Source organism: Pseudomonas sp. 22490 (genome assembly GCF_052044465.1).
In the GTDB taxonomy this organism is placed as follows: Bacteria; Pseudomonadota; Gammaproteobacteria; order Pseudomonadales; family Pseudomonadaceae; genus Pseudomonas; species Pseudomonas aeruginosa.
The window spans coordinates 321,398-344,901 of sequence record NZ_JBQENS010000001.1 but is presented as its reverse complement, the minus strand read 5'-3'; the positions used below and the strand labels follow the sequence as shown (position 1 = coordinate 344,901).

Genomic DNA, 23,504 nt, shown 5'->3' with positions numbered 1-23,504 from the left:
CATGCAGCTCAGCCACCGCCCGGCGGAGACCGGTGACCTGGAGACGGTCGCCGGCTTCCCCCAGGACCGCGACGAACTCTTCTATTGCTACCCCAAGGCGATCTGGCCGTTCAGCGTCGCCCAGCTGGCCGCCGCCATCGCCGAACGCCGCGGCAGCACCGTGGCCGTGCACGACGGACAGGTGCTCGGCTTCGCCAACTTCTACCAGTGGCAGCACGGCGACTTCTGCGCCCTCGGCAACATGATGGTGGCGCCCGCCGCGCGCGGCCTGGGCGTGGCCCGCTACCTGATCGGGGTCATGGAAAACCTCGCCCGCGAACAGTACAAAGCGCGCCTGATGAAGATTTCCTGCTTCAACGCCAACGCCGCCGGGCTGCTGCTCTATACCCAGCTCGGCTACCAGCCGCGCGCCATCGCCGAACGCCACGATCCGGACGGCCGGCGCGTGGCGCTGATCCAGATGGACAAGCCCCTTGAACCCTGACACCCACGCCCAGCGCGTCCTCATCATCGTCTCCAGCGGCCCGAGCACCCCGGCCCGCTGCGCCGCGCCCTTCCACACCGCCACCCTGCTGGCCTGCATGGACGCCGAGGTGACCCTGTTCCTCAGCGGCGAAGGCGTGCAGTTGGCCCGCCGCGCCGTCGCCGACCAGTTGCGCGCGCTGGACGGCGGCGAGCCGCTGCGCCACTTCATCCGCCAGGCCCGCGAGGCCGGCGCGCGCCTGCTGATGTGCCGCCAACCCGGGGTGAACATCGACGAAAGCGAACTGATCGAGGAACTCGACGAAATCTCCAGCGGCGGCGAACTGGCACGGCTGATCCTCGAATCCGAGCGGGTGCTGACCCTATGAGCGCGAACCTGCACGGCCTGGAGTTCCCCGACGGGCTGTTCTACGCCCCGGACTACAACCTGTGGTTGCGCGAGGAAGTCGACGGCAGCCTGACCCTGGGCCTGAGCGCCTACGGCTGCGCGCTGTATGGCGAAATCTTCGCCTTCACCCCCAAGCGCGACGGCTGGCACATCGAACGCGACCGCAGCTTCGGCGTGGTCGAGTTCGCCAAGGCTGCCTCCTCGGCCCGCAGCCCGTTGGCCGGGACCCTGCTGGCGAGCAACCCGGCGGTGGTCAAGCGCCCGGCGCTGATCAACCGGGATTGCTACGGCGAGGGCTGGATGGTACGGCTGCAACCGGACGACTGGGCCTCGGCGCGGAGCGCGTTTCTCCAGGGAGACGCGGCGCGGGAGGCATTCGCCGAGCGCATGCGCCTGGATGGGTTCGATCCGCAGCATCCAGGGGTACAGGCGCTGGACGTCTGAGACTCCCGGGTTTTACCCGCACCCCGCTCGCGGAAGGCGGATAACGCCGCTGGCGTTATTCGCCCTACCCCAGCTCTCCATCGCCGCCAATCTCCCGCATATCCCCGGAGTCCGCCATGTCCCCACCCCAACCGCCCCGCTTCGACGGCCAACGCTGGAGCAACGCCGACGACGACCGCATCGAGGTGCTGCCTGCCGACCCCGCCTAGCCACAACACTTCGCCGCCGAAGCCGAGGCCATCCGCACGGCGCTGGCGCTGCCCGGGCTGGGCATCGAGCATGTCGGCAGCACCGCGGTGCCCGGGCTCGACGCCAAGCCGATCATCGACATCCTCCTGCTGCCGCCGCCCGGCCACGATCCGCAGCGGCTGGCAGCCCCGCTGGAGGGCCTCGGCTACCAGTTCTGGCGCGAGAACCCGAACACCCAGCGGATGTTCTTCGTCAAAGGCATGCCGCCCTTCGGCCATGGCCGCACCCACCATGTCCATGTCATGCCCCTGGCCCAGGCCGACCGCTACCTGCTGTTCCGCGACTGGCTGCGCAACCACCCCGACGACGCCCGCCTCTACGCCGAAACCAAGCACGCCCTGGCCCGCCGCTACCCCACCGACCGCGAGGCCTATACCCGTGGCAAGGACGAGGTCGTCGCAAGGATTCTCGGCCGGGCGCTGGCGGCGACGCGGCACCCAATGATACAGAGTGGCCTAAAGGGGAGAACGCGAAATGCACGCCAGGGAACTGCGTGAAACGCTGGTCGCCGGCGCGGAATCGACGCCAGGCGGCCCCGCCGATACAGCCTATTTCGAGTCGCTGCGCAGCCGGGTAAGCAAGCCCCAGGACTGAGGCGGATAGCGTGCTTCGCTCACTACTGCGACTGTGCGAGCGCGGCTTCCACCAACCTCTCGATCACCTCCCCCACCCTCCCCGGCTCGCCAACCTCCACCCAGCGCAAATGCGCGAACCGCGGATCCTCGCGCAGGCCGGTGTATTTGCGGCGGTTGCCTGCGAAGGTGGTCCATGACCAGAGCAGGATCGAATCCCTGGAGCAGAACGCCATCCGCAGCGATTCACGGTTGCCGTGGGACAGGCGGGTGCGCAGCAGGCCCCGGGCCAGGGTGCGGCGAAGGACCCGGGAGAACACCGTCCAGCGGCCGAAATTCAGCCATACCACGTGGGTGGCGCGGCCCCAGAGCAACTCGCGGACGGCGCTGTAGTTGCCGTCGGCGACCCAGCGCGGCGCCGTCGTCGCCCGCTCCACGGCGTGCTCGAAGCGTTCGTGGGGCACGGCTTGCCAGCCGGGGCCCCAGTAGAGTCGGTCGAGTTCGACATGCGTACAACCCAGCCTGGCGGCCAGCGCGGCGGAGAAGGTCGACTTCCCGGCCCCGCTGGTGCCGACCACCACCACACGCAGCGGCGCGCCTCGCCCGGCCTCGACGCAGGTCATGCCTTGACCGCGACCAGCGTGTAGCACATCGGGATCGCCAGCGGTCCGTCCTCGTAGAGGTCGTAGAGTTCCTCGCGGTTCGAGTGCGGGTACTCCTTGAAGTGACTCAGGCGCAGGCCGGCGCCGAGCAGCCCGCCGAGGATGTCGCCGAGCGGGTGGACGTACCAGTAGCTGGCGATGCCGGTATCGCTGCCGCTGCCTTCGTAGACGATGGCCTCCCGGGATACGTGGGGCGTGTCGGTGAAGTAGTCGTTGCGCAGTTCGAACGGTCGCTCCGACTCGGGTTCGAGCATCTCCAGGAACGGGTGGGTCTCATAGATCGCCAATTGCCCGCCCGGCTTCAGCAGGCCGCTCACCGAGGCGAAGAAGCGCGCGATGTCGGGCATCCAGTTGAGCACACCGATGGTGATCAGCAGCAGGTCGAACTGACCGTTCAGCTCGGCCGGCAGCTCGTAGGCATTGGCTTCGACGAAACGCGGCTGATGCGGCGAGCGCTCGGCCAGTTGCCGCGCCTGGGCGAGGAAGGCGGCGGACTGGTCGATCCCAACCGCCCGCGCGACGCCGAAGGCGTACAGCGAAAGCACTTCCCGGCCGTTGTTGCAGCCGACCTGGACCGCCGCCTTGCCGGCCAGGTCCAGATTGCGCAGCACGCCAGCCAGGGTCTCGTCCAGGCAACTGAAGCCGGTTTCCTGTACCGCCAGCGACAATTCCTGCCAGCCGCTGCCACGCAGGTGACTGTCGGCGGACGCGTCCCAGGCGCGTCGGTTGCTTTCCACCGCGTGTTCAAGATCCGTCATGCGAAAACCTCAGAAGTGTTCCCAGGAAGGCCAGCCGAGTCGCGAACCCGCAGCCCACTCAATCGCGGAATTGCAGCCCGATATGGGCTCGGCAGTCGCGTCGTTCCAGGCTGCCTTCCTGGAAAGCGCCGCAGGCGCGGTTTCTCAGAGGCAGCGTCTGTTCCACCACGGTCACCCGCACCTCGTTCGCCGGTTGGCGCTGCTCGGCGGGTCGCGGCGCCTGACGCCGGCCGTTCAGGTTGTCGGCCCCGCCTGGCGGGATGGGCCGGCGCGTCGCGGCGATCCGCCTGCATGCTCAATAGAGACCGGTGGCGCTGCCCCGCTCGAACAGCGGCACCTGGTTGGCCAGGATCATGTTGTAGCTGAGCATGAACGGCACCCCGCCGCCGCTTTCGGCGATCTGGCCTACCCAGCCGATGGGGTTGTTGAACAGCGATTCGTCGGGGCTGAGCACGCCGACGGCGGCGCTGTCCGGGTCGCCGTCCCAGGTCACGTCGCCCCAGTGCCAGCCGAGGCCACGCACGTACTGCGCGCCGATCAGCGCGCCGAGGGCGAAGACCGCCTCGTCGTCGAGGCTGCGCCCCTGCTCCCTCGCATCGCGCACGTAGTCGGTGACGGCGGCGACGATCTGCGCCGGCGTCTCGTCCGCGGCGACGCCAAGCAAGGCGAGCCCCTGTGCCTGCAGCTCCGCCAGTTGCTGTTGCAGGTCCGTTGAAAGCGGATTGATCTCGGCCATCCCTGTTCTCCCGAGGCAAGCGTGCGCACCCGTCCGTCGGGCGCGCCATGAAGCGCGTTATCTTACGGCTTCGCGGCGACGAAAGCGCCCTCCCCAGCCAAACGTAGCGCAGCCGCTAATCGCCTCTTCCCGGAAATGCTGCCTTCGGCTCTACTGGCGAATTTGTGCCATCCATACCCGAGACAGCCCCATGACGCTGATCGCCGCCGCCCAGAGCTGCGCCCACCCCGCCGACCTGCCACGCAACCTCGACGACCACCTGCGCCTGATGCGTATCGCCCAGGCACGGGGCGTGCGCCTGCTGGTGTTTCCCGAACTGTCGCTCACCGGCTACGAACCCACCGCTGCCGCCGCCCTCGCCCAGCCGGCGGACACGCCCCTGCTGCAACCGCTGCGCCAGCTCGCCGAGCAGGCACGGATGACCACGGTGGTCGGCCTGCCGCTGCGCTCGCCGAAGCATGCCAAGCCGCTGATCGCCGCCCTGATCCTCGGCGCCGACGGCAGCCTCGGCGTCTATGCCAAGCAGCACCTGCACGCGGGCGAGGAACGCCACTTCTCAGCCGGCGACGGCGGCCCCCTGCTGGAGATCGACGGCCTGCCGATGGCGTTGGCGGTCTGCGCCGACTTCAGCCAACCCAGCCACCCGGCCCACGCCGCCCGTGCCGGCGCTCGCCTCTACATCGCCAGCGCGCTGATCGGAGAAAACGGCTACCCGGCCGACTCGGCCCTACTGGCCGGTTATGCCCGCGAGCACGGAATGGGCGTGCTGCTGGCCAACCATGGCGGGCCGACGGGTGGCTGGAAGGCGGCGGGCAGGAGTGCGTTTTGGAATGAGCGGGGAGCGCTGGTCAGGGAGACGACGGGGACGGGTGAGACGCTGCTTCTGCTGGAACGGACCGAGATAGACGCTTGATCCTGTGAGACACGATGGCCGCCGAAAGCGAGCGGAGAATTGGCGGAAGGCAGTGGGAGTCGAACCCACCCAGGAACGGCTGCCGTCCCCCACCGGATTTGAAGTCCGGCCACGCCACCGGGCGTGATTGCCTTCCTCTTTGATTTGCAAGAGGTTTTCCTCGAGACGGGAGCTTATCAGGCCGGGGTCCGAAGAAGAAATGCCGGATGTCATGGAAAGTCGTTCGCATGGCCGGGCGAGCAGAGCGTAGCCCAGCCTCGGAGCACTTCACAGGCGTTTCAGGCAATGGCAGTAGACGAAGTGCTGGACCCGGCCGGCGGGAGTGACGTGGTGTTCGTCGCGGTGCTCGGTGAGCTGGAAGGCGGAGCCGAACTCGGCGTGCAGTTCGTCGGCGTCGTAGCGCATGACTGGCAGGCCGCTGCATTCGGTCGGGCCGTCGGCGGCGAAGGTGGCGACGATCACGTGGCCGCCGTGGCGGACCGCCTTCATCACCTGGCGCACGTAGGCGCGGCGGGCTTCGGCAGTGGTAAGGAAGTGGAACACGGCGCGGTCATGCCAGACATCGTAGGTGGCTTCCGGCAGGTCGACGCCGGTGATGTCGCCGGCGATCCAGCGCACCTCTTCGCCGCGCGCGCCGAGGCGGTTGCGGGCGACGCGCAGGGCGGCGTCGGAAAGGTCGAGCACCGTCAGGTCGCCGAAGCCTTCGGCGAGCAGGCCGTCGACCAGGGTCGAGGCGCCGCCGCCGACATCGATGATCGCCGCCTCGCGGGGCGCGCCGATGCGTCGGATCAGGTCGAGGGACAGCGTGGCCTCGGCCTGGAACCAGCTCACCGCGTCGGACGGCTTGCTCTCGTATACCCGTTGCCAGTGCTCTCGTTCGGACATGACGACCTTCTCCGTGTTGCGCTGCGACCCATTACCCACCAAGGGCGTTAACGGCACATTAACGCCATAGGCGGTGTTGCGACAGGGCCGCTCCTCAACCGTAGGCACCGCGCAGTGACATCACGCCGCGCCTTCGCGCCGCCTGGCGGATCAGCAGTTCGCCCACGGCCAGGGCCAGCGCCACGCCGCCGACGATCTTGCCGGCGTAGGCCCAGTCCATCGGCGCGCCGGGGGTGACGACGAACAGGCAGATGCCGGCCAGCACATGCAGCGCGACGAACAGCGCCCAGAGACTGGCCAGGCGGTCGCCCAGCGGCATCCGGTAGGGCCGTGGACGCGGGTCGGCGCGGCGCAGGCGGACGAAGGCCAGGCACATCAGCACATAGGGCATCATGAAAACCATGGCGAAGATCGACAGCAGGGTCCAGAACAGTTCCTCGGCAGTGTGCGCCACCAGGCCGTAGAGCAGCAGCAGGACGATGCTCACCGCCGAGGCCAGCACCGCCGAGCCGATCGGCGTGCCGTGGCGCGAATGGACCACGCCGAACAGCGCCGGCAGCTCGCCGGCCTTGGCCGCTTCCACCGCGGCACGGTTGGTGCCCATGCTCCAGGTGACCATGTTGGTGAAGAGGGTGAACAGGACGAAGGCGCCGACCAGGTCGGCGAGCATCCCGCCGGCGCCGTCGTGGCCGTAGATGTTGTAGAGGGTATGGGCGAAGATCCGGGTGACGTCGGTTTCCTCGGCCGGTACCGCGGCCAGCACGCCGAGGGTGCCGAAGATGTTGAAGGCGCCGACGATCAGCCCGGAGATCAGCACCGCGCGCGGGATGTCGCGGCGCGCGTTGCGCATCTCCGCGGCGCTGCAACAGGCCAGCTCGGTCCCCATGATGCCATAGACCATCACTCCCAGCGCGGCCATCTGGCCCGGCGAGGACGGGACGATGGAGTCCAGGCTGAAGTCGTTGGCGAAGCCATGGTTCCAGCCGAAGTGCAGGCCGCCGACGCCCAGGGCGAGCACCGCGAGCAGCTTGAGCAGCGCGCCGAGGTTCGGCAGCCACTTGCCCAGGCGCAGCGCGACCACGTTGAACGCCGCGGTGAGCAGCGCCAGGGCTATGCCGATGGCGATCTTGCCCCAGAGGCTCAGCTCGGGGAAATAGAAGGCGCCGAGCATGCTGCCGAACAGGGTGTAGACCGAAGGCATCCACAGTGCGTTGTTGACCCAGTACATCCATGACACCCGGGCCCCCCAGCGGAAGCCGAAGGCGCTGCGCACCCAGTGGTAGACGCCGCCGTTGGCGGGGAAGGCGGTGCCCAGCTCGGAGGTCATCATGGCCATCGGCAGGAACAGCAGGACCAGCACGTAGAGCCACCAGAACAGGCTCGACGGACCGAGGGAGGAAGCCAGGGCGATCTGGTCCATGAAGAGCATCGCCGAGACCGTGTAGAGCACCACATCGCGCAACCGCAGGACCTTGTTCTTGTTGTCGTCCATTGGGGTTCTCCTGAATGTTCGGGTGGGGCGCCGGCGGCGCCCCGGCGCTTACCGGTGACCGGCGCGGACAAGATCCTCCACGGTTTCCTCGATGCTCTCGCGCAGCACCCGGACCACGGTATCGACCTGTTCGCGGGTGAGGATCAGCGGCGGCGACATCACGTTCAGGTGGACGATCGGACGAACCAGCAGGCCGCGCTTCTGCGCCCGCAGGTGGACCCACTCGCCGATGTTCAGGCTTTCCGGAAACAGCGCCTTGCTCGCCTTGTCGGCGACGAACTCGACACAGGCCATGAAGCGCATCCCGCGCACGTCGCCGACGATGGGCAGGTCGCGGAGACTTTGCAGGCGCTCCTCGAAGTAGCGGCCGACCTCGTCGGCGTGGGCGAGCAAGCCCTCGCGCTCGATGATCTCGATGTTCTTCAGCGCCGCCGCGCAGGCCACCGGGTGGCCGGAGTAGGTGAAACCATGGCTGAAGCAGCGGCCCTTGTCCGGCTCGGCGATCACCTCCCAGATGCGCCGGGAGAAGATGCACGCGCCCAGCGGCTGGTAGCCGGAGGTGAGGCCCTTGGCGGTGAGGATGATGTCCGGCTGTACGCCGAACACCGCCTGGCTGGCGAAGAAGTGGCCGAGGCGGCCGAAGGAGGTCACCACTTCGTCGGAGATGTACAGCACGTCGTAGCGCTGGCACAGATCCCACATCCGCCGGTGGTAGCCCGCGGGCGGGACGATCACGCCGCCGGAGCCGAACACCGGCTCGGAGATGAACGCCCCCACCCGGTCGGCGCCCAGTTCGAGGATCTTGCGTTCGAACTCCGCCACCAGGCCATCGAGGAACTCGGCCTCGCCCACTCCTTCCGGAGCGCGGTAGTAGTAGGGACAGGCAAGGTGGTGGATGCGCTCGTCGAGGAAGTCGAACTCGGCCGGCCGGTCGGCGCTCTTGCCGCCCAGCGACATGCCGAGGAAGGTCGAGCCGTGGTAGGCGTTGATCCGCGTGATGACGTGCTTCTTGGCGCGCTTGCCGCGGCAGTTCTGGTAGTAGTGCATGAGGCGGATCGCGGTGTCCACGGCGGTGGAACCGCCGGTGGTGAGGAACACGTGGTCGAGGTCGCCGGGGGCCAGCTCGGCGAGCTTGCGGCAGAGTTCGATGGCGCGCGGGTTGGCCATGTCGCAGAAGGGATTGGAATAGGCCAGCAGGCGGGTCTGCTCGGCCACGGTGCGAGCCATTTCCTCGCGCCCCAGGCCGATGTTGGTGCACCACATGCCGCCCACCGCGTCGAGGTAGCGGTTGCCGGCGGTGTCGTAGATATAGGCGCCGTCGCCGGCGGCGATGTTCAGCGAGCCGTTGACGCGGTGGTCGTCGAACACGTGGTAGCCGTGCATGTAGTGGGCCTGGTCGGCACGGACCAGGTCGGCGTCGCCGAGGGGGGACGTGGCGTGCAGTCTTGCGTTCATCGGGCTGTCGCTCTTCTCGGATGGATGCTCCGAGGGTGCAAGAGCACCGCGCGGCGGGCCATACCCCATTTTGGGGTAAGCGCTGGGTGCGGCCGACGCGGCTTGCTATCCTGCGGCGACAACGACAAGAACGAGCCATACCGTCCATGCAGGCCATCGCCCCGAACGCGCTCGACCGCTGGCACGAACACCTGGCGCTGGCGATCCGGCGCCTGCGCCAACCCGACTTCCTCGCCGCGCTGGTCGACGCCATCCACCAACTGGTGCCGATCGAGTCGAGCATGATCAGCCTGGAACGCAAGGGCCACGCGCCCACCCTGCTCTACGAGCGCGGCATCGCCGAGCGCTTCCGCGAGGCGATCATCCGCCGCTACTTCTCCCGCGGCTACCTGCTCGACCCTTTCTGCCTGGCGGTGGAGGAAGGCCTTCCGGAAGGCTTCTACACCCTCGGCGAGATCGCCCCCGACGACTTCTTCCAGAGCGCCTACTACCAGACCTACTACCTCGGCGCCGGAGCGGTGGAGGACGTCTACTACATCCTCGACCTCGGCCCTACCGAGAAGCTCTCGATCTGTCTCTACAACGGCCTTTCGGCGAGCCGCTACAGCGACGCCCAGGTCGCCGCCCTCGCCGGCCTGGCGCCGCCGGTGCTGGAGCTGGCCCGGCAGTTCTGCGCCGGGCGCGCCGACCTCTCGCCGAACCCGCAGGCCGACCTCGCCCCGCGCCTTCAGGAAGTGCTGCGCGGCTTCGGTCGCGACGTGCTCACCGACCGCGAACGCGAGGCCTGCCACCTGCTGCTCAGCGGCCACTCGGCGAAATCCAGCGCGCGGCTGATGGACATCTCCCCGGAGACCGTGCGCATGCACCGGAAGAATCTCTACACCAAGCTGGAAGTCGGCTCGCAGTCGGAACTGTTCGCGCTGTTCATCGAGTGCCTGAGCCAGGGGCAGCGCGTCGGCCCCTGAGACTCAGGGCGAGACGCCGCCGAGCAACTGTTCGGCCAGCGCCGAACCCTCGCGCAGGCGACGGTCGTTGCCGATGCGGCGGGTCAGGCCGATGCGGTCGAAGTGCTCGAGGATCTGGATGCTGCGCTTGCGGCCGATGCCCAGGCGGTCGCGGAATTCCGCCGGGCGGATCAGCCCGGCGGGATCGCGCACCTGCACGGCGATCTCGGCCAATTGACGCAGGGTGGCTTCCGGGTAGAACAGGTCGCGCACCACCTGCTGCAACTGGCCCAGGCGTGCCAGCTTGCGCAGCAGGTTGCGCATGACGGCTTCATCCTGGCGCAGCTCGCGGGCCAGGTCGCGGACCCAGGGCGGGTCGTAACGGCCGGCTTCGAGCAGCGGCCAGAGGCGCGCGCGCAGTTGCTCCTCGCTATCGCTCAGGCGCACTTCGTGGCCGGGCAGGTGCAGCCAGGGCCCGCTGCTGTGCACATCGCCGCCGGCCAGGGCGGCGTCGAGCAGGGCGATGAACACCGGCCGCTCCAGCTGCGGCAGGGCGTAGCGACGCAGGCGGTCGCGGTCGGGACCGAGTTCGTCCGGTAGCTCTTCGTGGAAGCGCCGCAGGCCGGCGAGCAGTTGCTCGACCAGGGCGAACCAGCGCTCCCCGGCGAACAACCGGGGGCCGAGGCGGGTCTGCACCTCGACCACCTCTTCCGGCAGCCGCCAGTGCTCGCGCGGGCGGTTGAAGGATTGCACCAGGCGTTGCGGGTCGAGGCCGTTCTCGGCCGCGCCGAGCAAGGTCGGCAGCGCCTCCTCCAGGCTTTCCTGGCGCAGCGCCTGAAGCTGTGCCAGACGTGCCGGCGTTCGTCGGTTGCGCGCCGGCGCGGCGCCGTCGAGCACCCGCCCGCCGCCAAGGGTGCGCTGCGCCGACTGGTCGCGCAGCACCAGGCGGTCGCCATGCAGGGCCTGGATCGGCGCGTTCAGCACCAGTTGGGCGAAGGCGCGGTGGCCAGGCTCCAGTTGTTCGCCTTCGAGCAGGGCCAGGCGCCCGGTGACGTCCTGGGTGCCCAGGTGCAGGTGCACCGGGGTCCAGTGGGTGAAGTCGCGGAGTTCGTCGGGCAACAGGCGGAAGTCGATGTCGACCCGCGTGGTCGGCGCGTGCAGCGCGGCCTGCAGCAGCCAGTCGCCGCGCTGGATCTGTTCCAGCGCGAGGCGCTCGCCGGCGATGTTCAGGGCCACGCGCTGGCCGGCCCAGGCCTGTTGCGCGGGCCGGTTCTGCGCGTGCAGGCCGCGCACCCGCACCGGCCGTCCGGCGTTGCCGAGGAGCAGTTCGTCGCCCACCGCGACCTGTCCGGAGAAGGCCGTACCGGTGACCACGATGCCGCTGCCGGCGACGCTGAAGGCCCGGTCCACCGCCAGGCGGAAGTATCCCTCGCGGCTACGCTCGCGGACTTCGCCGGCGAGCCCGCCGAGTGCTTCGCGCAACGCCTCGACGCCCTCCCCGGTGCTGCTGGAGAGCGGGAAGATCGGCGAGCGCGCCAGCGGGCCGGAGGCCAGCAGGTGTTCGACCTGGGTCCGCACCTGCTGCACCCGCTGCGGCTCGACCCGGTCGATCTTGGTCAGCGCCACCAGCGCCCGGCGGATACCGAGCAGTTCGACGATCGCCAGGTGCTCGCGGGTCTGCGGCATCAAGCCGTCGTCGGCGGCCACCACCAGCAGCACGCAATCGATGCCGCTGGCGCCGGCCAGCATGTTGTGGACGAAGCGCTCGTGGCCGGGCACGTCGATGAAGCCGGTGGGGCTGCCGTCGCCAAGGTCGGCGTAGAGATAGCCCAGGTCGATGGTGATCCCGCGTTGGCGCTCGGCCGGGCGGCGGTCGCCCTCGATGCCGGTGAGGGCGCGCAGCAGCGAGGTCTTGCCGTGGTCGATGTGCCCGGCGGTGCCGACGATCACGACAGCTCGCTCCGCAGTCGCGGCAACTGGGCGAGGAACGCCGGCTCGTCGTCGAGCTGGCGCAGATCGAGCCAGAGGGCGTCGTCGTCGAGCCGACCGATCACCGGCAGCGGCAGCCCGCGCAGGGCTTCCTCGAGGTTGCGCAGGGCGCGTCCGCGCAGGCGCCTGGGCTGCCGCGGACGCAGGCACAGCGCGGCGCTGGCCAGCCGCGCCACCGGCTGCGCGCCGCTGCCGATCATGCCCAGGGCGTCGACCACAGCGACCTCCCAGCCCTCGCCGAGCGCCTCGCCCAGCGCCGGCGCCAGACGCTCGGCCTGGGCGCGGATCTCCGCCGCCGGGCGGCTGAGCAGGCGCAGGGTGGTCAGGCGTTCGGCGAGGCGGTCCGGATCGCGGTACAGGCCGAGCACCGCCTCGAGGGCGGCGAGGGTCAGCTTGTCGACGCGCAGGGCGCGCTTGAGCGGGTTCTTCTTGATCCGCCCGATCAGTTCTCGGTTGCCGAGGATCAGCCCGGCCTGGGGCCCGCCGAGCAATTTGTCGCCGCTGAAGGTAACGATGTCGGCGCCGTCGGCCAGGGCTTCCTGCACCGTCGGTTCCTTGGGCAAGCCCCAGCGGGTCAGGTCCACCAGGGTGCCGCTGCCGAGGTCTTCCAGCAGCGGCAGGCCATGGCCATGGGCGATGGCCGCCAGTTGCGCGGTGGGCACGCTGGCGGTGAAGCCCTGGACGCTGTAGTTGCTGGTATGCACGCGCATCAGCAGGCCGCTGCGCGGGCCGATGGCGGCTTCGTAGTCCCTGGCGTGGGTGCGGTTGGTGGTGCCCACCTCGTGCAAGCGCACGCCGGCGCGGGCCATGATGTCGGGAATGCGGAAGGCACCGCCGATCTCGATCAGCTCGCCGCGCGAGATGATCCCTTCCTTGCGCGCCCCCAGGCTGTTCAGCGCCAGCAGCACCGCCGCCGCGTTGTTGTTGACCACGGTGACTGCCTCGGCGCCGGTGAGTTCGCGGATCAGCCCGGCGATCAGGTCGTCGCGGTCGCCGCGCTTGCCGCTGGCCAGGTCGAACTCCAGGTTCAGCGGGTAGCGCGCGGCCAGGGTGATCGCCTCGACGGCCTCGTCCGGCAGCAGGGCGCGGCCGAGGTTGGTATGCAACACCGTGCCGGTCAGGTTGAACACCCGCCGCACGCGGCTGGCATGCTGCGCGGCGAGGCGTTCGCCGGCGCGCCCGGCGAGCACCGCCTCGCTCAGTTCGATCTCGGCGAGGGCACCGCGTCGGGCCGGCTCGCGCAGTTCGTCGAGCAGGTCGCGGAGGGTCGCCAGCAACGCCTCGCGGCCGTAGCGCTGGTGCAGGGGAGCGGCCGCCGCGCTGCGCAGCAGGCGGTCGACCGAAGGCAAGCGAACGGAACTCATGGAGAAACCTTATCCACAGGGTAGGGTCACCGACACGCCCATCATAGACGCGTCGGCGCATGCCCGCAGCGTCTTCGGCTATTCGCCGCCGGGGGCCAGCAACAGGTTCGGCGAACGCCGCAGGTAGCCGTCCTCGGCCAGGCGCATGTCCAGCGCCAGGCTGGCCAGGTCGTCGGCAAGGGCATCGGCGTGGCGGTCGAACTCCAGGTAGAACTGCTTCAGGTAGCCCTGGCAACTGGGGCAGGTCTCGGCGCGCAGCACGGCTTTTTCCGCCGGCTGCCCGTCATGCTCCAGGGACAGGTAGGCCAGGTGCTTGCTTTCCTCGCAGTGGCTGCACTTGATCCGCACGTAGTGCCATTCGCAGGCGCACAGCGAGCAGCTCAGGTAGCGCAGACCGGTTTCCTTGCCGCCCTGGCGGATCATCCCGGCCATCGGCGGCGAGCCGCAGGCGGGGCACAGGGTCCGGCTCTCGGTCTCGACCACCGCGCCCTCCTCCAGTCCCAGCAGCCAATGGCTCCAGGCTACCTGCAGGGCGGCGCCGAGGAACGGCACCAGGGCCGCCGGCAGGAGGTCGAACTGACCGCTGAGCAAGGCGATGGCCCAGGCCTTGCGCTGGCCTTCATCGGCTTCGCGCAATTGTTCGAGTGCCGCGCCGACGGCGGCGTTGGCCGGTGCCGGGTAGCCCGCGAGCAGTGCATCCAGCCAGGGCAGCCAGGCGCCTTCGCGCACCAGCAGGTCGTAGGCCAGCGGCGGCATGCCGTGCTCGCGGCTCTTGCGCAGGCGCTCGGGGTCGAGCGGGGCCAGGGCCGGCGGGTTGTCCAGCAGCGCCTGCTGGAGCCGGCAGAGACCGGCGACCAGCCGCAGGTAGTCGCCCATCGGGTGCCCCTCGGCCAGTTGCAGCAGACGCTCGCCGCGGCGGGCGAACAGGTCGCGCGACGGCTGGTGCAGGTGCGGGGGAATGTTGGCGGCGGCTTCGATCTGCCCCGGCTGAAGAATGGTGCGTGACACGGGAACTCCTCGGGTCTGCGCCGGCGGGCCGGTGGGCCGCGCCGCAACGATCGGGCGCCCGGTGGGGCGCGGAATGAATGCAAAGGCCCCATCGCTGGGGCCTCCGGTCGGGCGATGGCGACACTATACGCGTCAGTGCTCCTCGCCCTTGCCGACTTCCTTCAGCCAGCCGTTATGGTGCTTGCGCGCCCAGGCGCGGCTGACCTTGCCGTAGAGCATCGCGCCCATCGAGCCCTTGACCCAGATGCCGGCGTAGATATGCACGATGATGCTGGCGATCAGGACGAAGGCGGCGAAGGCGTGCAGGAGCGCCGACAGGCGGATCGCCTCGATGCCGAACCAGGCGCTGAAGTACTGGCGCCAGATCACGATGCCGGTGACCAGCAGGGTCAGCATGCTCAGCAGCAGCACCCAGAACAACAGCTTCTGCCCGGCGTTGTAGCGGCCGACTTCCGGGAGGTTCTCCTCGCGGTTGCTGACCACGTCGCGCCACTGCTTGAGCCACTGGATATCGCTCTTCTGCACCCGGTTGTGGTGGGCGAAGCGCACCACCAGGCCGAGGAAGAAGACGAACATCGCCAGCCCCAGGAAGGGGTGCAGGATACGCGTCCAGGGACCGCCGCCGAACAGGTTGGTCAGCCAGAACAGCGCCGGGTGGAACAGCGCCAGCCCGGACAACCCGGCCATGAAGAACAGGATCGCCACGGCCCAGTGGTTGCTGCGCTCGTTGGCGTTGTAGCGCTGGATTTCATTTTTCATTTCCGACTCCTCGAGAGCGCCGCCGCTGCCGCCGGGTCGCGGAGGACCGGCGGCAACGCCCGCGCGCAGGCTCAACGACGCTCGTGCGGGTCAAAGGTGTGTACCGACGGATCGACCTGGTGCACCGGTGCCTCGGCTTGCCCGTGGTCTTCCTCGTCGTCCGCGCGGTTGGGACCGACGCGCACATAGTGGAAGAACCCGGCGAGCACCGTGGCGCCCATGGCCAGCAGCGCCAGCGGCTTGGTCACGCCCTTCCACAGGCTGACCAGCGGGCTGACGCTCGGCTGGTCGGCCAGGCCGGCATAGAGCGACGGCTTGTCGGCGTGGTGCAGCACGTACATCACGTGGGTGCCGCCCACCCCTTCGGGGTCGTACAGGCCGGCGTTCTCGTAACCGCGGCTCTTCAGGTCGACGATGCGTTCGGCGGCGTGTTCCTTCATGTCCTCCTTGCTGCCGAAGACGATGGCGCCGGTCGGGCAGGTCTTCACGCAGGCCGGCTCCATGCCCACCGAGACGCGGTCGGAACACAGGCTGCACTTGTAGGCCTTGTGGTCCTTCTGCGAGATCCGTGGGATGTCGAACGGGCAACCGGTGATGCAGTAGCCGCAACCGATGCACTTGTCCTGGTTGAAGTCGACGATGCCGTTGGCGTACTTCACGATCGCCCCCGGGCTCGGGCAGGCCTTCAGGCAGCCCGGCTCGGCGCAGTGCATGCAGCCATCCTTGCGGATCAGCCACTCGAGGTTGCCGGCCTCGTTCTCGTGCTCGGTGAAACGCATCACCGTCCACGAGTCGGCCGTCAGGTCCATGGGGTTGTCGTAGGTGCCGTGGTTGTGGCCGACCTCGTCGCGCAGCTCGTTCCATTCCGAGCAGGCGACCTGGCAGGCCTTGCAACCGATGCACTTGGACACGTCGATCAGTTTCGCCACTTCCTCCTGGTTCCGCACCGAGGGCATCGGCGTGGTGGTCGCGGAGCGGGCGTGGATGTCCTGACTACTCATGTTTCACCTCACGCCTTTTCCACGTTGACCAGGAACGACTTGAACTCCGGCGTCTGGGTATTCCCGTCGCCCACGAAGGGGGTCAGGGTGTTGGCCAGGAAGCCGTTGCGCGCCATGCCGGCGAAGCCCCAGTGGATCGGGATGCCGACGTGGTGCACGGTCTTGCCGTCCACCTGCAGCGGGCGGATGCGCTTGGTCACCACCGCCACCGCCTTGATGTAGCCGCGGTTGGAGGAGACCTTGACCTTGTCGCCGGCATTGATGCCCAGCTCCTTGGCCAGCGCCTCGCCGATCTCGACGAACTGCTCGGGCTGGGTGATCGCATTCAGCCGGCAGTGCTTGGTCCAGTAGTGGAAGTGCTCGGTGAGCCGGTAGGTGGTCGCCGCGTAGGGGAACTCGTCGGCCGTGCCGAACAGTTCCATGTCGTTCTTGAACACCCGTGCCGCCGGGTTGCTGATCGCCTTGCGGTTGCCGCGGTGCAAGGGGTTCACCCCGATCGGCGTCTCGAACGGCTCGTAGTGCTCGGGGAACGGGCCTTCGGCCATCTTGTCGACGGCGAACAGGCGAGCCACCCCTTCGGGGTTCATGATGAACGGGTTCATCCCGGCTTCCGGCGGTACGTCGGCCTTGTAGTCGGGCACGTCGGTGCCGCCCCAGGACTTGCCGTTCCACCACACCAGGCGCTTCTTCTCCGGGTCCCACGGCTTGCCGCTGACGTCGGCCGAGGCGCGGTTGTAGAGAATCCGCCGGTTCGCCGGCCAGGCCCAGGCCCAGCCGAGGGTCTGGCCCATGCCGTAGGGGTCGCTGTTGTCGCGGCGGCCCATCTGGTTGCCCTGCTGGGTCCAGGAGCCGGCGAAGATCCAGCAGCCGCTCGCCGTGCTGCCGTCGTCGCGCAGCAGGGCGAAGCCCGGCAACTGCTCGCCGGCCTTGGCCAGGATCATGCCGTTGGCCGGGTCGACCAGGTCGCTCAGGGCCTTGCCGTTGAACTCCCGGGCCAGTTCGTCCGGGCCCGGTTCGTCGGGCTTGAGGTAGGACCAGTCGAGGCCGAGGATCGGGTCGGGGAAGGCCCCGCCGTCCTTGCGGTACATCTCGCGCAGGCGGTGGAACAGCCCGGCCATGATGGCGATGTCCGGACGCGCCTGGCCCGGCGGCTCGGCGCCCTTCCAGTGCCACTGCAACCAGCGGCCGCTGTTGACGATCGAGCCGTCTTCCTCGGCGAAGCAGGAGGTGGGCAGGCGGAACACCGTGGTCTTGATGCTGGCGGTGTCGACGTCGTTGTACTCGCCGACGTTGCGCCAGAACTCCGAGGTCTCGGTCACCAGCGGGTCCATCACCACCATCCACTTCAGGCGCGCCAGCGCGGCGCCGACCTTGGCCTTGTTGGGGAACGAGGCGATGGGGTTGAAGCCCTGGCAGAAGTAACCGTTGACCTTGCCCTGGTACATCATGTCGAAGTAGCGCAGCACGTCGTAGCCGGCGCCCGGCATGTCGAGCTTGGGCAGCCAGTCGTAGCACCAGTTGTTTTCCTTGGTCGCCGACTTGCCGAACCAGGCCTTCATCAGGCTGACGTGGAACTTGCCGTAGTTCTGCCAGTAGGACAGCTGTCCCGGGCGCAGCGGCTTGGCCGTGCGCTTGGCGATGTAGGCGTCGTAGTCCTGCTCGGCGTCCATCGCCAGGGTCAGGTAGCCCGGCAGCGAGTTGGACAGCAGGCCGAGGTCGGTCAGGCCCTGGATGTTGGAGTGGCCGCGCAGGGCGTTCATGCCGCCGCCGGGCATGCCGATGTTGCCCAGCAGCAGCTGGACCATCGCGCCGGTGCGGATCATCTGCGCGCCTACCGAGTGCTGGGTCCAGCCCAGGGCGTACATGATGGTCATGACCTTGCCCGGCTTGGAGGTCTCGGCGATTTCCGCCCAGACCTTGAGCATCATGTCCTTCGGCGTACCGCAGATGTTGCTCACCACGTCCGGGGTGTAGCGGCTGTAGTGCTGCTTGAGCAGGTTGAACACGCAGCGCGGGTGGGTCAGGGTCGGGTCGACCTTGGCATAGCCGTCCTCACCGATCTCGTAGCCCCAGGAGGACTTGTCCGGGTAGGTCCGCTTCTCGGCATCGTAGCCGTTGAACAGGCCGTCCTCGAAGCTGAAGCCTTCCTTCACGATGAACGAGACATCGGTGTAGTTGCGCACGTATTCGTGCTGGATCTTGTCGTTTTCCAGCAGGTAGTTGATCAGGCCGCCGAGGAAGGCGATGTCGGTGCCGGTCCGGATCGGCGCGTAGTAGTCGGCGACCGAGGCGGAACGGGTGAAACGCGGATCGACCACCAGCAGCCGCGCCTTGTTGTGCGCCTTGGCTTCGGTGACCCATTTGAATCCGCACGGGTGGGCTTCGGCGGCGTTGCCGCCCATGATCAGCACCAGATCGGCATTCTTGATGTCGGTCCAGTGGTTGGTCATGGCTCCACGGCCAAACGTCGGGGCAAGACTTGCCACCGTCGGGCCGTGTCAGACACGCGCCTGGTTGTCGAATCCCAGGATGCCGAGGGAGCGCATCACCTTGTGGGTGATGTAGCCGGCCTCGTTGGACGAGGCGGACGCGGCGAGGAAGCCGGTGGTCAACCAGCGGTTGACGGTCTGGCCCTGCTCGTTCTTCTCGACGAAGTTGGCGTCGCGGTCTTCCTTCATCAGCTTGGCGATGCGCTCGAGGGCTTCGTCCCACTCGATGCGCTTCCACTCGCTGGAGCCGGCCTCGCGCACTTCCGGATACTTCAGGCGGTTCGGGCTGTGGATGTAGTCCAGCAGGCCGGCGCCTTTCGGGCAGAGGGTGCCGCGGTTGACCGGATGGTCGGCGTCGCCCTCGATATGGATGATGTTCTGCGCGACGTTCTTGGCGCCGTCGCCCTGGCTGTACATGATCAGGCCGCAACCGACCGAACAGTAGGTACAGGTGTTGCGGGTCTCGACCGTGTGCGCCAGCTTGAAGTGGCGGACCTGGTCGGCGAAGGCCTCCGTGGGGGCCATCCCGAGCGCCGCAAGGCTCGATCCTCCAAGGCCTATACCGCAGACCTTGAAGAATTGCCGACGGTTCATATCCATCGTGCATCTCCTGCATCAGGCAAAGGACACCCGGGACATGGCCGGATGTCTCTGGTTAAAAGATAGCCAGCCTGGCGCGGTACGCCAGCCGGGCATGGCTACGGGGCAGCGAACCCTACACGAACGCTGGGTTTTTCTGCCTTGACCGGAGTCATTACACGGCGGCGCAAACCTTGTCCAGCAAGGTGCGCGGAATCGGGACAGGTCCGAACGCCGCGAGGCGCGCGAACAGGAGGTGATATCCAGGTGCCATTAGACCAAAGACTAATGCCGGGTCGCCTAGGGCTGCGGCGACCCGGCGAGCGGATCAGAGTCCGACGTTCCTGAGGCGATTGGCATGCTGCCGATAGACCTGGGTCGGGTCGCTCTCGAACAGGCTGACCAGGCCGAGCAACTGGTTGACTTCGTCCAGATGGTCCATCCGGTAGTTGTCCTTCACCACGCTGCCCAGGTGGCTGGAGCATTGGCCGACCAGACCGTCGTTGGCCTCGCCGAACAGCAGCCCGGTCACCGCCAGGCCGGCGGAGCTCGGGTCGAGCGCATTGGTCAGGGAGCCGGTGCCGCTCATCGAGTAGTAGCGCACCCCGGCTACCGTCTCCGCGCCCTGGCCACAGGCGCTGGCCGGGATCGCCTGCGGGAAGCGCTGGTTGAACCGCGCGGTGCCGGGAGTGTTGAGACTGTTCAGGGCAGCCAGCGCGTCGCCCTTGACCCACTCGCCGCCGTCGACGATGTCGACCACCGAGAACAGCGCCTCCACCGCCGAGGCGATCACCTCGGTGCCGATCGGCCCGAGGAACTCGCTGAAGCCGGTCACCGCGTCGGCTACCGGCGTGCCCTTGTGCGGCGTGCCCATGGTGGTGACCGAGGCCACCAGTTGCGGCGCCACCCCGGCGACGTAGCGCACGGTCATGCCGCCCTGGCTGTGGCCGATCAGGTTGACTTTCTCCGCGCCGGTCAGGGCCAGGACTTCCTCCACCTGCGCCAGTAGCTGTTCGCCGCGCACCTCGTTGCTGTTCACCGGCGACTGCGAGGTGGCGAAGACCTTCGCGCCGTCCTTCTCCAGGGCCGGCACGATAGCGTGCCAGTAGTCCACCGGGCCGACGCTCTTGAAGCCGAACAGACCGTGGGACAGCACGATGGGATAGCGCGTGCGGGTGTAGTCGGTCGCAGCGTGCACGGGAAGGCTGGCGGCCAGCGCTACCAGCGCCGCCGCGAGGAACGTCTTGTTCTTGTTCATCGTCGAGACTCCGTTCGGATTGGACAGGCAGTTGGCAAGGCACGTGCTGGGCGGGCCGGAACCCCAGCCTGACAGCGCCGCCAAAGGCGTCGAGCCGTGCTTAAGTTGGGCTCCCGGCGCACGCCATTACCCCGGGTAACAGCGCCGCCGTTCCCATTCCGCCCGCCGCGCCGCAAGTGCTGTCGGAGAGCTTTCGATGCCTGTCACCCGGGGCCACAGCGGTGCAGCGCAGCGAGCACCTATCCGATCAGCCAGTCCGCCGGCTTGACCGAAATGCCTGGCGGTTCCGGCAAGCGGGCCGCATTCGGCGGCGGCGCAACTTCCTATGGTGAAGCGTCCCTGGCTACCGGAACCGCGCCATGCGCAACCCCTACCCGCCGCTCGCCGCCGCTCCCTATCCGCACCTGCTGGCCCCGCTGGACCTGGGCTTCACCCGTCTGCGCAACCGCGTGGTGATGGGTTCGATGCACACCGGGCTGGAGGATCGTCTGTGGGACTTCGGCAAGCTCGCTGCCTACTACCGCGAGCGTGCCCGGGGCGGCGTCGGGCTGATCGTCACCGGCGGCTTCGCGCCCTGCCGCGAAGGTTGGCTGCTGCCCTTCGGCAGCAGCCTCACCAGCGCCCTGGAGGTGCCCGCCCATCGTCGCCTGACCCAGGCGGTGCATGCCGAGGGCGGCAAGATCCTGCTGCAGATCCTCCACGCCGGGCGCTATGGCTACCACCCGATGGCGGTGTCCGCCTCGCCGTTGAAGTCGCCGATCAGTTGGTTCACCCCGCACGAGCTCTCCGAGCGCGGCATCCGCAAGACCATCCGCGCCTTCGTCCGTTGCGCGCGGCTGGCCAAGGCCGCCGCCTACGACGGCGTGGAGGTGATGGGCAGCGAAGGCTACCTGCTCAACCAGTTCCTCTGCCCGCGCACCAATCGCCGCGACGACCAGTGGGGCGGCCCGCTGGAAAACCGCATGCGCCTGGCGCTGGAGATCGTCCGCGGCATCCGGCGGATCGTCGGCCAACGCTTCATCCTCTGCTATCGCCTGTCGCTGCTCGACCTGGTCGAGGGCGGCAATACCTGGGACGAGGTGCGGCGCATCGCCCTGGCCCTGGAGGAAGCCGGAATCACCCTGCTCAACACCGGCATCGGCTGGCACGAGTCGCGCGTGCCGACCATCGTCACCTCGGTGCCGCGCGCGGCCTTCGCCGAGGTCAGCGCACGGCTGCGCCACGAGTTGAAGGTGCCGGTGATCGCCAGTAACCGGATCAACACCCCCGAGGTCGCCGAATCCCTGCTCGCCACCGACAAGGCCGACCTGGTGTCGATGGCCCGGCCGCTGCTGGCCGACCCGCAGTTCGTGGCCAAGGCCGGCGCCGGCCGGGCCGAGGAGATCAACACCTGCATCGCCTGCAACCAGGCCTGCCTCGATCATGCCTTCGCCAACCGCCGCGCCACCTGCCTGGTCAACCCGCGGGCGGCCTTCGAGACCGAATTGCGCTACCGCAAGGCGCGCACGCAGAAGCGCATCGCGGTGATCGGCGCCGGCCCCGCCGGGCTCTCCGCCGCCTGCGTGGCCGCCGAGCGCGGGCATCGGGTCAGCCTGTTCGAGGCGAGCGGGGAAATCGGCGGGCAGTTCAACCTGGCCAAGCGGATTCCCGGCAAGGAGGAGTTCCGCGAAACCCTGCGCTACTTCCGCGTGCGTCTGGAACGCCTCGGCGTCGACCTGCGCCTCGGCCACCGGGTGCGCCAGGGCGAGCTGGACGGTCAGTTCGACGACGTGGTGGTGGCCACCGGCATCCAGCCACGCCGGCCAAGGATCGACGGCATCGGCGGACCGACCGTACTCAGCTACGTGGACGTGCTGCGCGGCGCGCCGGTGGGCGCGCGGGTCGCCATCGTCGGCGCCGGCGGCATCGGCTTCGACGTCGCCGCCTTCCTCGTCGCCGCGCCCAGCGACGGCCAGCCGCGGGCGCTCGGCGAATGGCTCGCGGAATGGGGCGTGGACCTCGACAACAGCCAGCCCGGCGGTCTCCGCGAACCCGCTCCGACGCGGCCGGCGCGCCAGGTCTGGCTGCTCCAGCGCAAGCCCGGCGCTCCCGGCGCGCGGCTCGGCAAGACCAGCGGCTGGGTACACCGCGCGCACCTCAGGCACAACGCCGTACGGATGCTCGGCGGGGTGGAGTACCTGAAGATCGACGAACGCGGCCTGTTGATCCGCGTCGACGGCGAGGAACGCTGGCTGGAGGTGGACAACGTGGTGATCTGCGCCGGCCAGGAGCCGCTGCGCGAGTTGCAGATCAGCCAGGCGGCGGAAAGCCTGCGCTTCCACCTGATCGGTGGGGCGCGGGTGGCAGGGGAACTGGATGCCAAGCGGGCGATTCGCGAGGGGGCCATGCTGGCGGCGCGCTTGTAGGGGGATAACGCCGCTGGCGGTATGGCTGCCGTAGAGCGAACAACCGCTCGCGGTTACCCGCCGGGCGGAATCCGAGGGCGTGCGATGGGGTCTCGCGTTTTCCTCCTCCGCCCCCGCCTGGTGCATACTGTGCGACTCCCCGTACCACTCCGGCCCGTCCCTCGCCATGCGCGGGGCGCGCTCGCCGTCATCGTTCCAGGAGTCTTGCATGCCCACTCCACCCTGGTGGCTGTTCGTCCTGCCCCTGCTCGCCGGCGCCTGCCTGCCGCTGCAGGCAGGGATCAACGGCCAGTTGGCCAAGCAGGTGTCCAGCGTCCTCGCCGCGGCACTGATCTCGTTCTTCGTCGGCACCCTCGGGTTGCTCGCCCTGACCCTCTCGCAGCGCGAGTTTCCCGGCCTGGCGGCATTGCGCGGGCTGAGCTGGTGGCACTGGTGCGGCGGTTTCCTCGGCATGTTCTTCATCTTCATCGCCGCCTTCGCCGCACCGCGCATCGGCGCGCTGATGTTCATGGTGCTGGTGCTTGCCGGCCAGCTGGGCATGGCCATGAGCCTCGACCACTTCGGTTGGGCCGGCTTCCGCGAGGCACCGATCAGCGCGCTGAAGCTGGGCGGGTTGGCACTGATCGGCGCCGGCATCTGGATGATCCGCAAGGGCTGAGTGCGTCTTGCCG

20 protein-coding genes, 1 tRNA gene and 1 pseudogene are annotated in these 23,504 nt (G+C 68.6%); 8 read left to right on the top strand and 14 right to left on the bottom strand.

The annotated features are described in order from the left end of the window. Position 1: 1 nt before the first annotated feature. From ACTJJX_RS01495 to ACTJJX_RS01480, 4 genes and pseudogenes are all read left to right on the top strand, one after another. Positions 2-484, top strand: a complete 483-nt coding sequence (locus ACTJJX_RS01495) for a GNAT family N-acetyltransferase (protein ID WP_003111411.1) — start codon at positions 2-4, stop codon at positions 482-484. Further along, positions 474-851 (top strand): DsrE family protein, encoded by a 378-nt coding sequence (locus tag ACTJJX_RS01490; protein WP_003095286.1) that lies wholly within the window; start codon positions 474-476, stop codon positions 849-851. The genes ACTJJX_RS01495 and ACTJJX_RS01490 overlap by 11 nt, the downstream gene beginning before the upstream one ends. Continuing rightward, positions 848-1,315, top strand: coding sequence for a glycine cleavage system protein H (locus tag ACTJJX_RS01485; RefSeq protein ID WP_003121090.1), 468 nt, complete (start codon positions 848-850; stop codon positions 1,313-1,315). Before ACTJJX_RS01490 ends, ACTJJX_RS01485 begins: the two co-directional genes overlap by 4 nt. A gap of 116 nt (positions 1,316-1,431) precedes the next feature. Beyond that, positions 1,432-2,158: pseudogene (locus ACTJJX_RS01480) on the top strand (GrpB family protein). 22 nt (positions 2,159-2,180) lie between these two features. On the opposite strand, the gene ACTJJX_RS01475 reads toward ACTJJX_RS01480, so the two are convergent. The 3 genes from ACTJJX_RS01475 to ACTJJX_RS01465 all read right to left on the bottom strand — a co-directional run bounded on the left by ACTJJX_RS01475 (position 2,181) and on the right by ACTJJX_RS01465 (position 4,220). Then, on the bottom strand, positions 2,181-2,759 hold the full coding sequence (locus ACTJJX_RS01475) for an AAA family ATPase (RefSeq protein ID WP_010793734.1): 579 nt from the start codon (positions 2,757-2,759) through the stop codon (positions 2,181-2,183). Continuing rightward, complete coding sequence (locus tag ACTJJX_RS01470; RefSeq protein ID WP_003095295.1) at positions 2,756-3,556, bottom strand: class I SAM-dependent methyltransferase; 801 nt, start codon at positions 3,554-3,556, stop codon at positions 2,756-2,758. The genes ACTJJX_RS01475 and ACTJJX_RS01470 overlap by 4 nt, the downstream gene beginning before the upstream one ends. A 295-nt stretch (positions 3,557-3,851) precedes the next feature. Then, positions 3,852-4,220 (bottom strand): hypothetical protein, encoded by a 369-nt coding sequence (locus ACTJJX_RS01465; RefSeq protein WP_003114628.1) that lies wholly within the window; start codon positions 4,218-4,220, stop codon positions 3,852-3,854. 262 nt (positions 4,221-4,482) lie between these two features. Here ACTJJX_RS01465 and ACTJJX_RS01460 point away from each other — a divergent pair, with 262 nt between their 5' ends. Then, positions 4,483-5,205, top strand: coding sequence for a carbon-nitrogen hydrolase family protein (locus tag ACTJJX_RS01460; protein WP_003095301.1), 723 nt, complete (start codon positions 4,483-4,485; stop codon positions 5,203-5,205). 40 nt (positions 5,206-5,245) lie between these two features. Here the strand turns inward: ACTJJX_RS01460 and ACTJJX_RS01455 are convergent. The 4 genes from ACTJJX_RS01455 to ACTJJX_RS01440 all read right to left on the bottom strand — a co-directional run bounded on the left by ACTJJX_RS01455 (position 5,246) and on the right by ACTJJX_RS01440 (position 9,037). Beyond that, positions 5,246-5,341: transfer RNA gene (locus tag ACTJJX_RS01455), tRNA-Sec, on the bottom strand. Between the two features lie 131 nt (positions 5,342-5,472). Next, positions 5,473-6,090, bottom strand: coding sequence for a class I SAM-dependent methyltransferase (locus tag ACTJJX_RS01450; protein ID WP_003095305.1), 618 nt, complete (start codon positions 6,088-6,090; stop codon positions 5,473-5,475). 94 nt (positions 6,091-6,184) lie between these two features. Beyond that, a complete protein-coding gene (locus ACTJJX_RS01445) occupies positions 6,185-7,582 on the bottom strand; it encodes an APC family permease (protein ID WP_003102289.1) in 1,398 nt (465 codons plus the stop codon). Positions 7,583-7,630: 48 nt separating this feature from the next. Beyond that, complete coding sequence (locus ACTJJX_RS01440) at positions 7,631-9,037, bottom strand: aminotransferase (protein WP_003158735.1); 1,407 nt, start codon at positions 9,035-9,037, stop codon at positions 7,631-7,633. A gap of 281 nt (positions 9,038-9,318) precedes the next feature. On the opposite strand from ACTJJX_RS01440, the gene ACTJJX_RS01435 reads away from it, so the two are divergent. Next, positions 9,319-10,002: a helix-turn-helix transcriptional regulator gene (locus tag ACTJJX_RS01435; RefSeq protein WP_003123516.1), complete on the top strand. Its 684-nt coding sequence runs from the start codon at positions 9,319-9,321 to the stop codon at positions 10,000-10,002. 3 nt (positions 10,003-10,005) lie between these two features. Here the strand turns inward: ACTJJX_RS01435 and selB are convergent, their stop codons facing one another. The 7 genes from selB to lipC form a co-directional block, all read right to left on the bottom strand. Next, positions 10,006-11,931 (bottom strand): selenocysteine-specific translation elongation factor, encoded by a 1,926-nt coding sequence (selB, locus tag ACTJJX_RS01430; protein ID WP_003102294.1) that lies wholly within the window; start codon positions 11,929-11,931, stop codon positions 10,006-10,008. Continuing rightward, positions 11,928-13,334 carry an L-seryl-tRNA(Sec) selenium transferase gene (gene selA, locus ACTJJX_RS01425; RefSeq protein WP_010793731.1) on the bottom strand — a complete coding sequence of 469 codons (1,407 nt, stop codon included), beginning with the start codon at positions 13,332-13,334 and terminating at the stop codon, positions 11,928-11,930. The genes selB and selA overlap by 4 nt, the downstream gene beginning before the upstream one ends. A gap of 78 nt (positions 13,335-13,412) precedes the next feature. Beyond that, the gene (gene fdhE, locus ACTJJX_RS01420) at positions 13,413-14,342 is read right to left on the bottom strand and encodes a formate dehydrogenase accessory protein FdhE (RefSeq protein WP_003116089.1); all 930 of its coding nucleotides are present in this window, start codon (positions 14,340-14,342) and stop codon (positions 13,413-13,415) included. A gap of 132 nt (positions 14,343-14,474) precedes the next feature. After that, a complete protein-coding gene (locus ACTJJX_RS01415) occupies positions 14,475-15,101 on the bottom strand; it encodes a formate dehydrogenase subunit gamma (RefSeq protein ID WP_003095316.1) in 627 nt (208 codons plus the stop codon). A 71-nt stretch (positions 15,102-15,172) separates the two neighbouring features. Further along, positions 15,173-16,102: a formate dehydrogenase subunit beta gene (gene fdxH, locus ACTJJX_RS01410; RefSeq protein ID WP_003106793.1), complete on the bottom strand. Its 930-nt coding sequence runs from the start codon at positions 16,100-16,102 to the stop codon at positions 15,173-15,175. A gap of 8 nt (positions 16,103-16,110) precedes the next feature. Continuing rightward, entirely contained in the window at positions 16,111-19,191 is a 3,081-nt protein-coding gene (gene fdnG / locus ACTJJX_RS01405) for a formate dehydrogenase-N subunit alpha (RefSeq protein WP_078463466.1), read from the bottom strand. 307 nt (positions 19,192-19,498) lie between these two features. Beyond that, entirely contained in the window at positions 19,499-20,428 is a 930-nt protein-coding gene (gene lipC, locus ACTJJX_RS01400; RefSeq protein WP_003095318.1) for a lipase LipC, read from the bottom strand. Between the two features lie 359 nt (positions 20,429-20,787). Between lipC and ACTJJX_RS01395 the strand changes: the two genes are divergently transcribed. After that, positions 20,788-22,833, top strand: a complete 2,046-nt coding sequence (locus ACTJJX_RS01395) for an NADPH-dependent 2,4-dienoyl-CoA reductase (RefSeq protein WP_016852172.1) — start codon at positions 20,788-20,790, stop codon at positions 22,831-22,833. Between the two features lie 208 nt (positions 22,834-23,041). Beyond that, complete coding sequence (locus ACTJJX_RS01390) at positions 23,042-23,491, top strand: DMT family transporter (protein WP_003095321.1); 450 nt, start codon at positions 23,042-23,044, stop codon at positions 23,489-23,491. Positions 23,492-23,504: the final 13 nt, after the last annotated feature.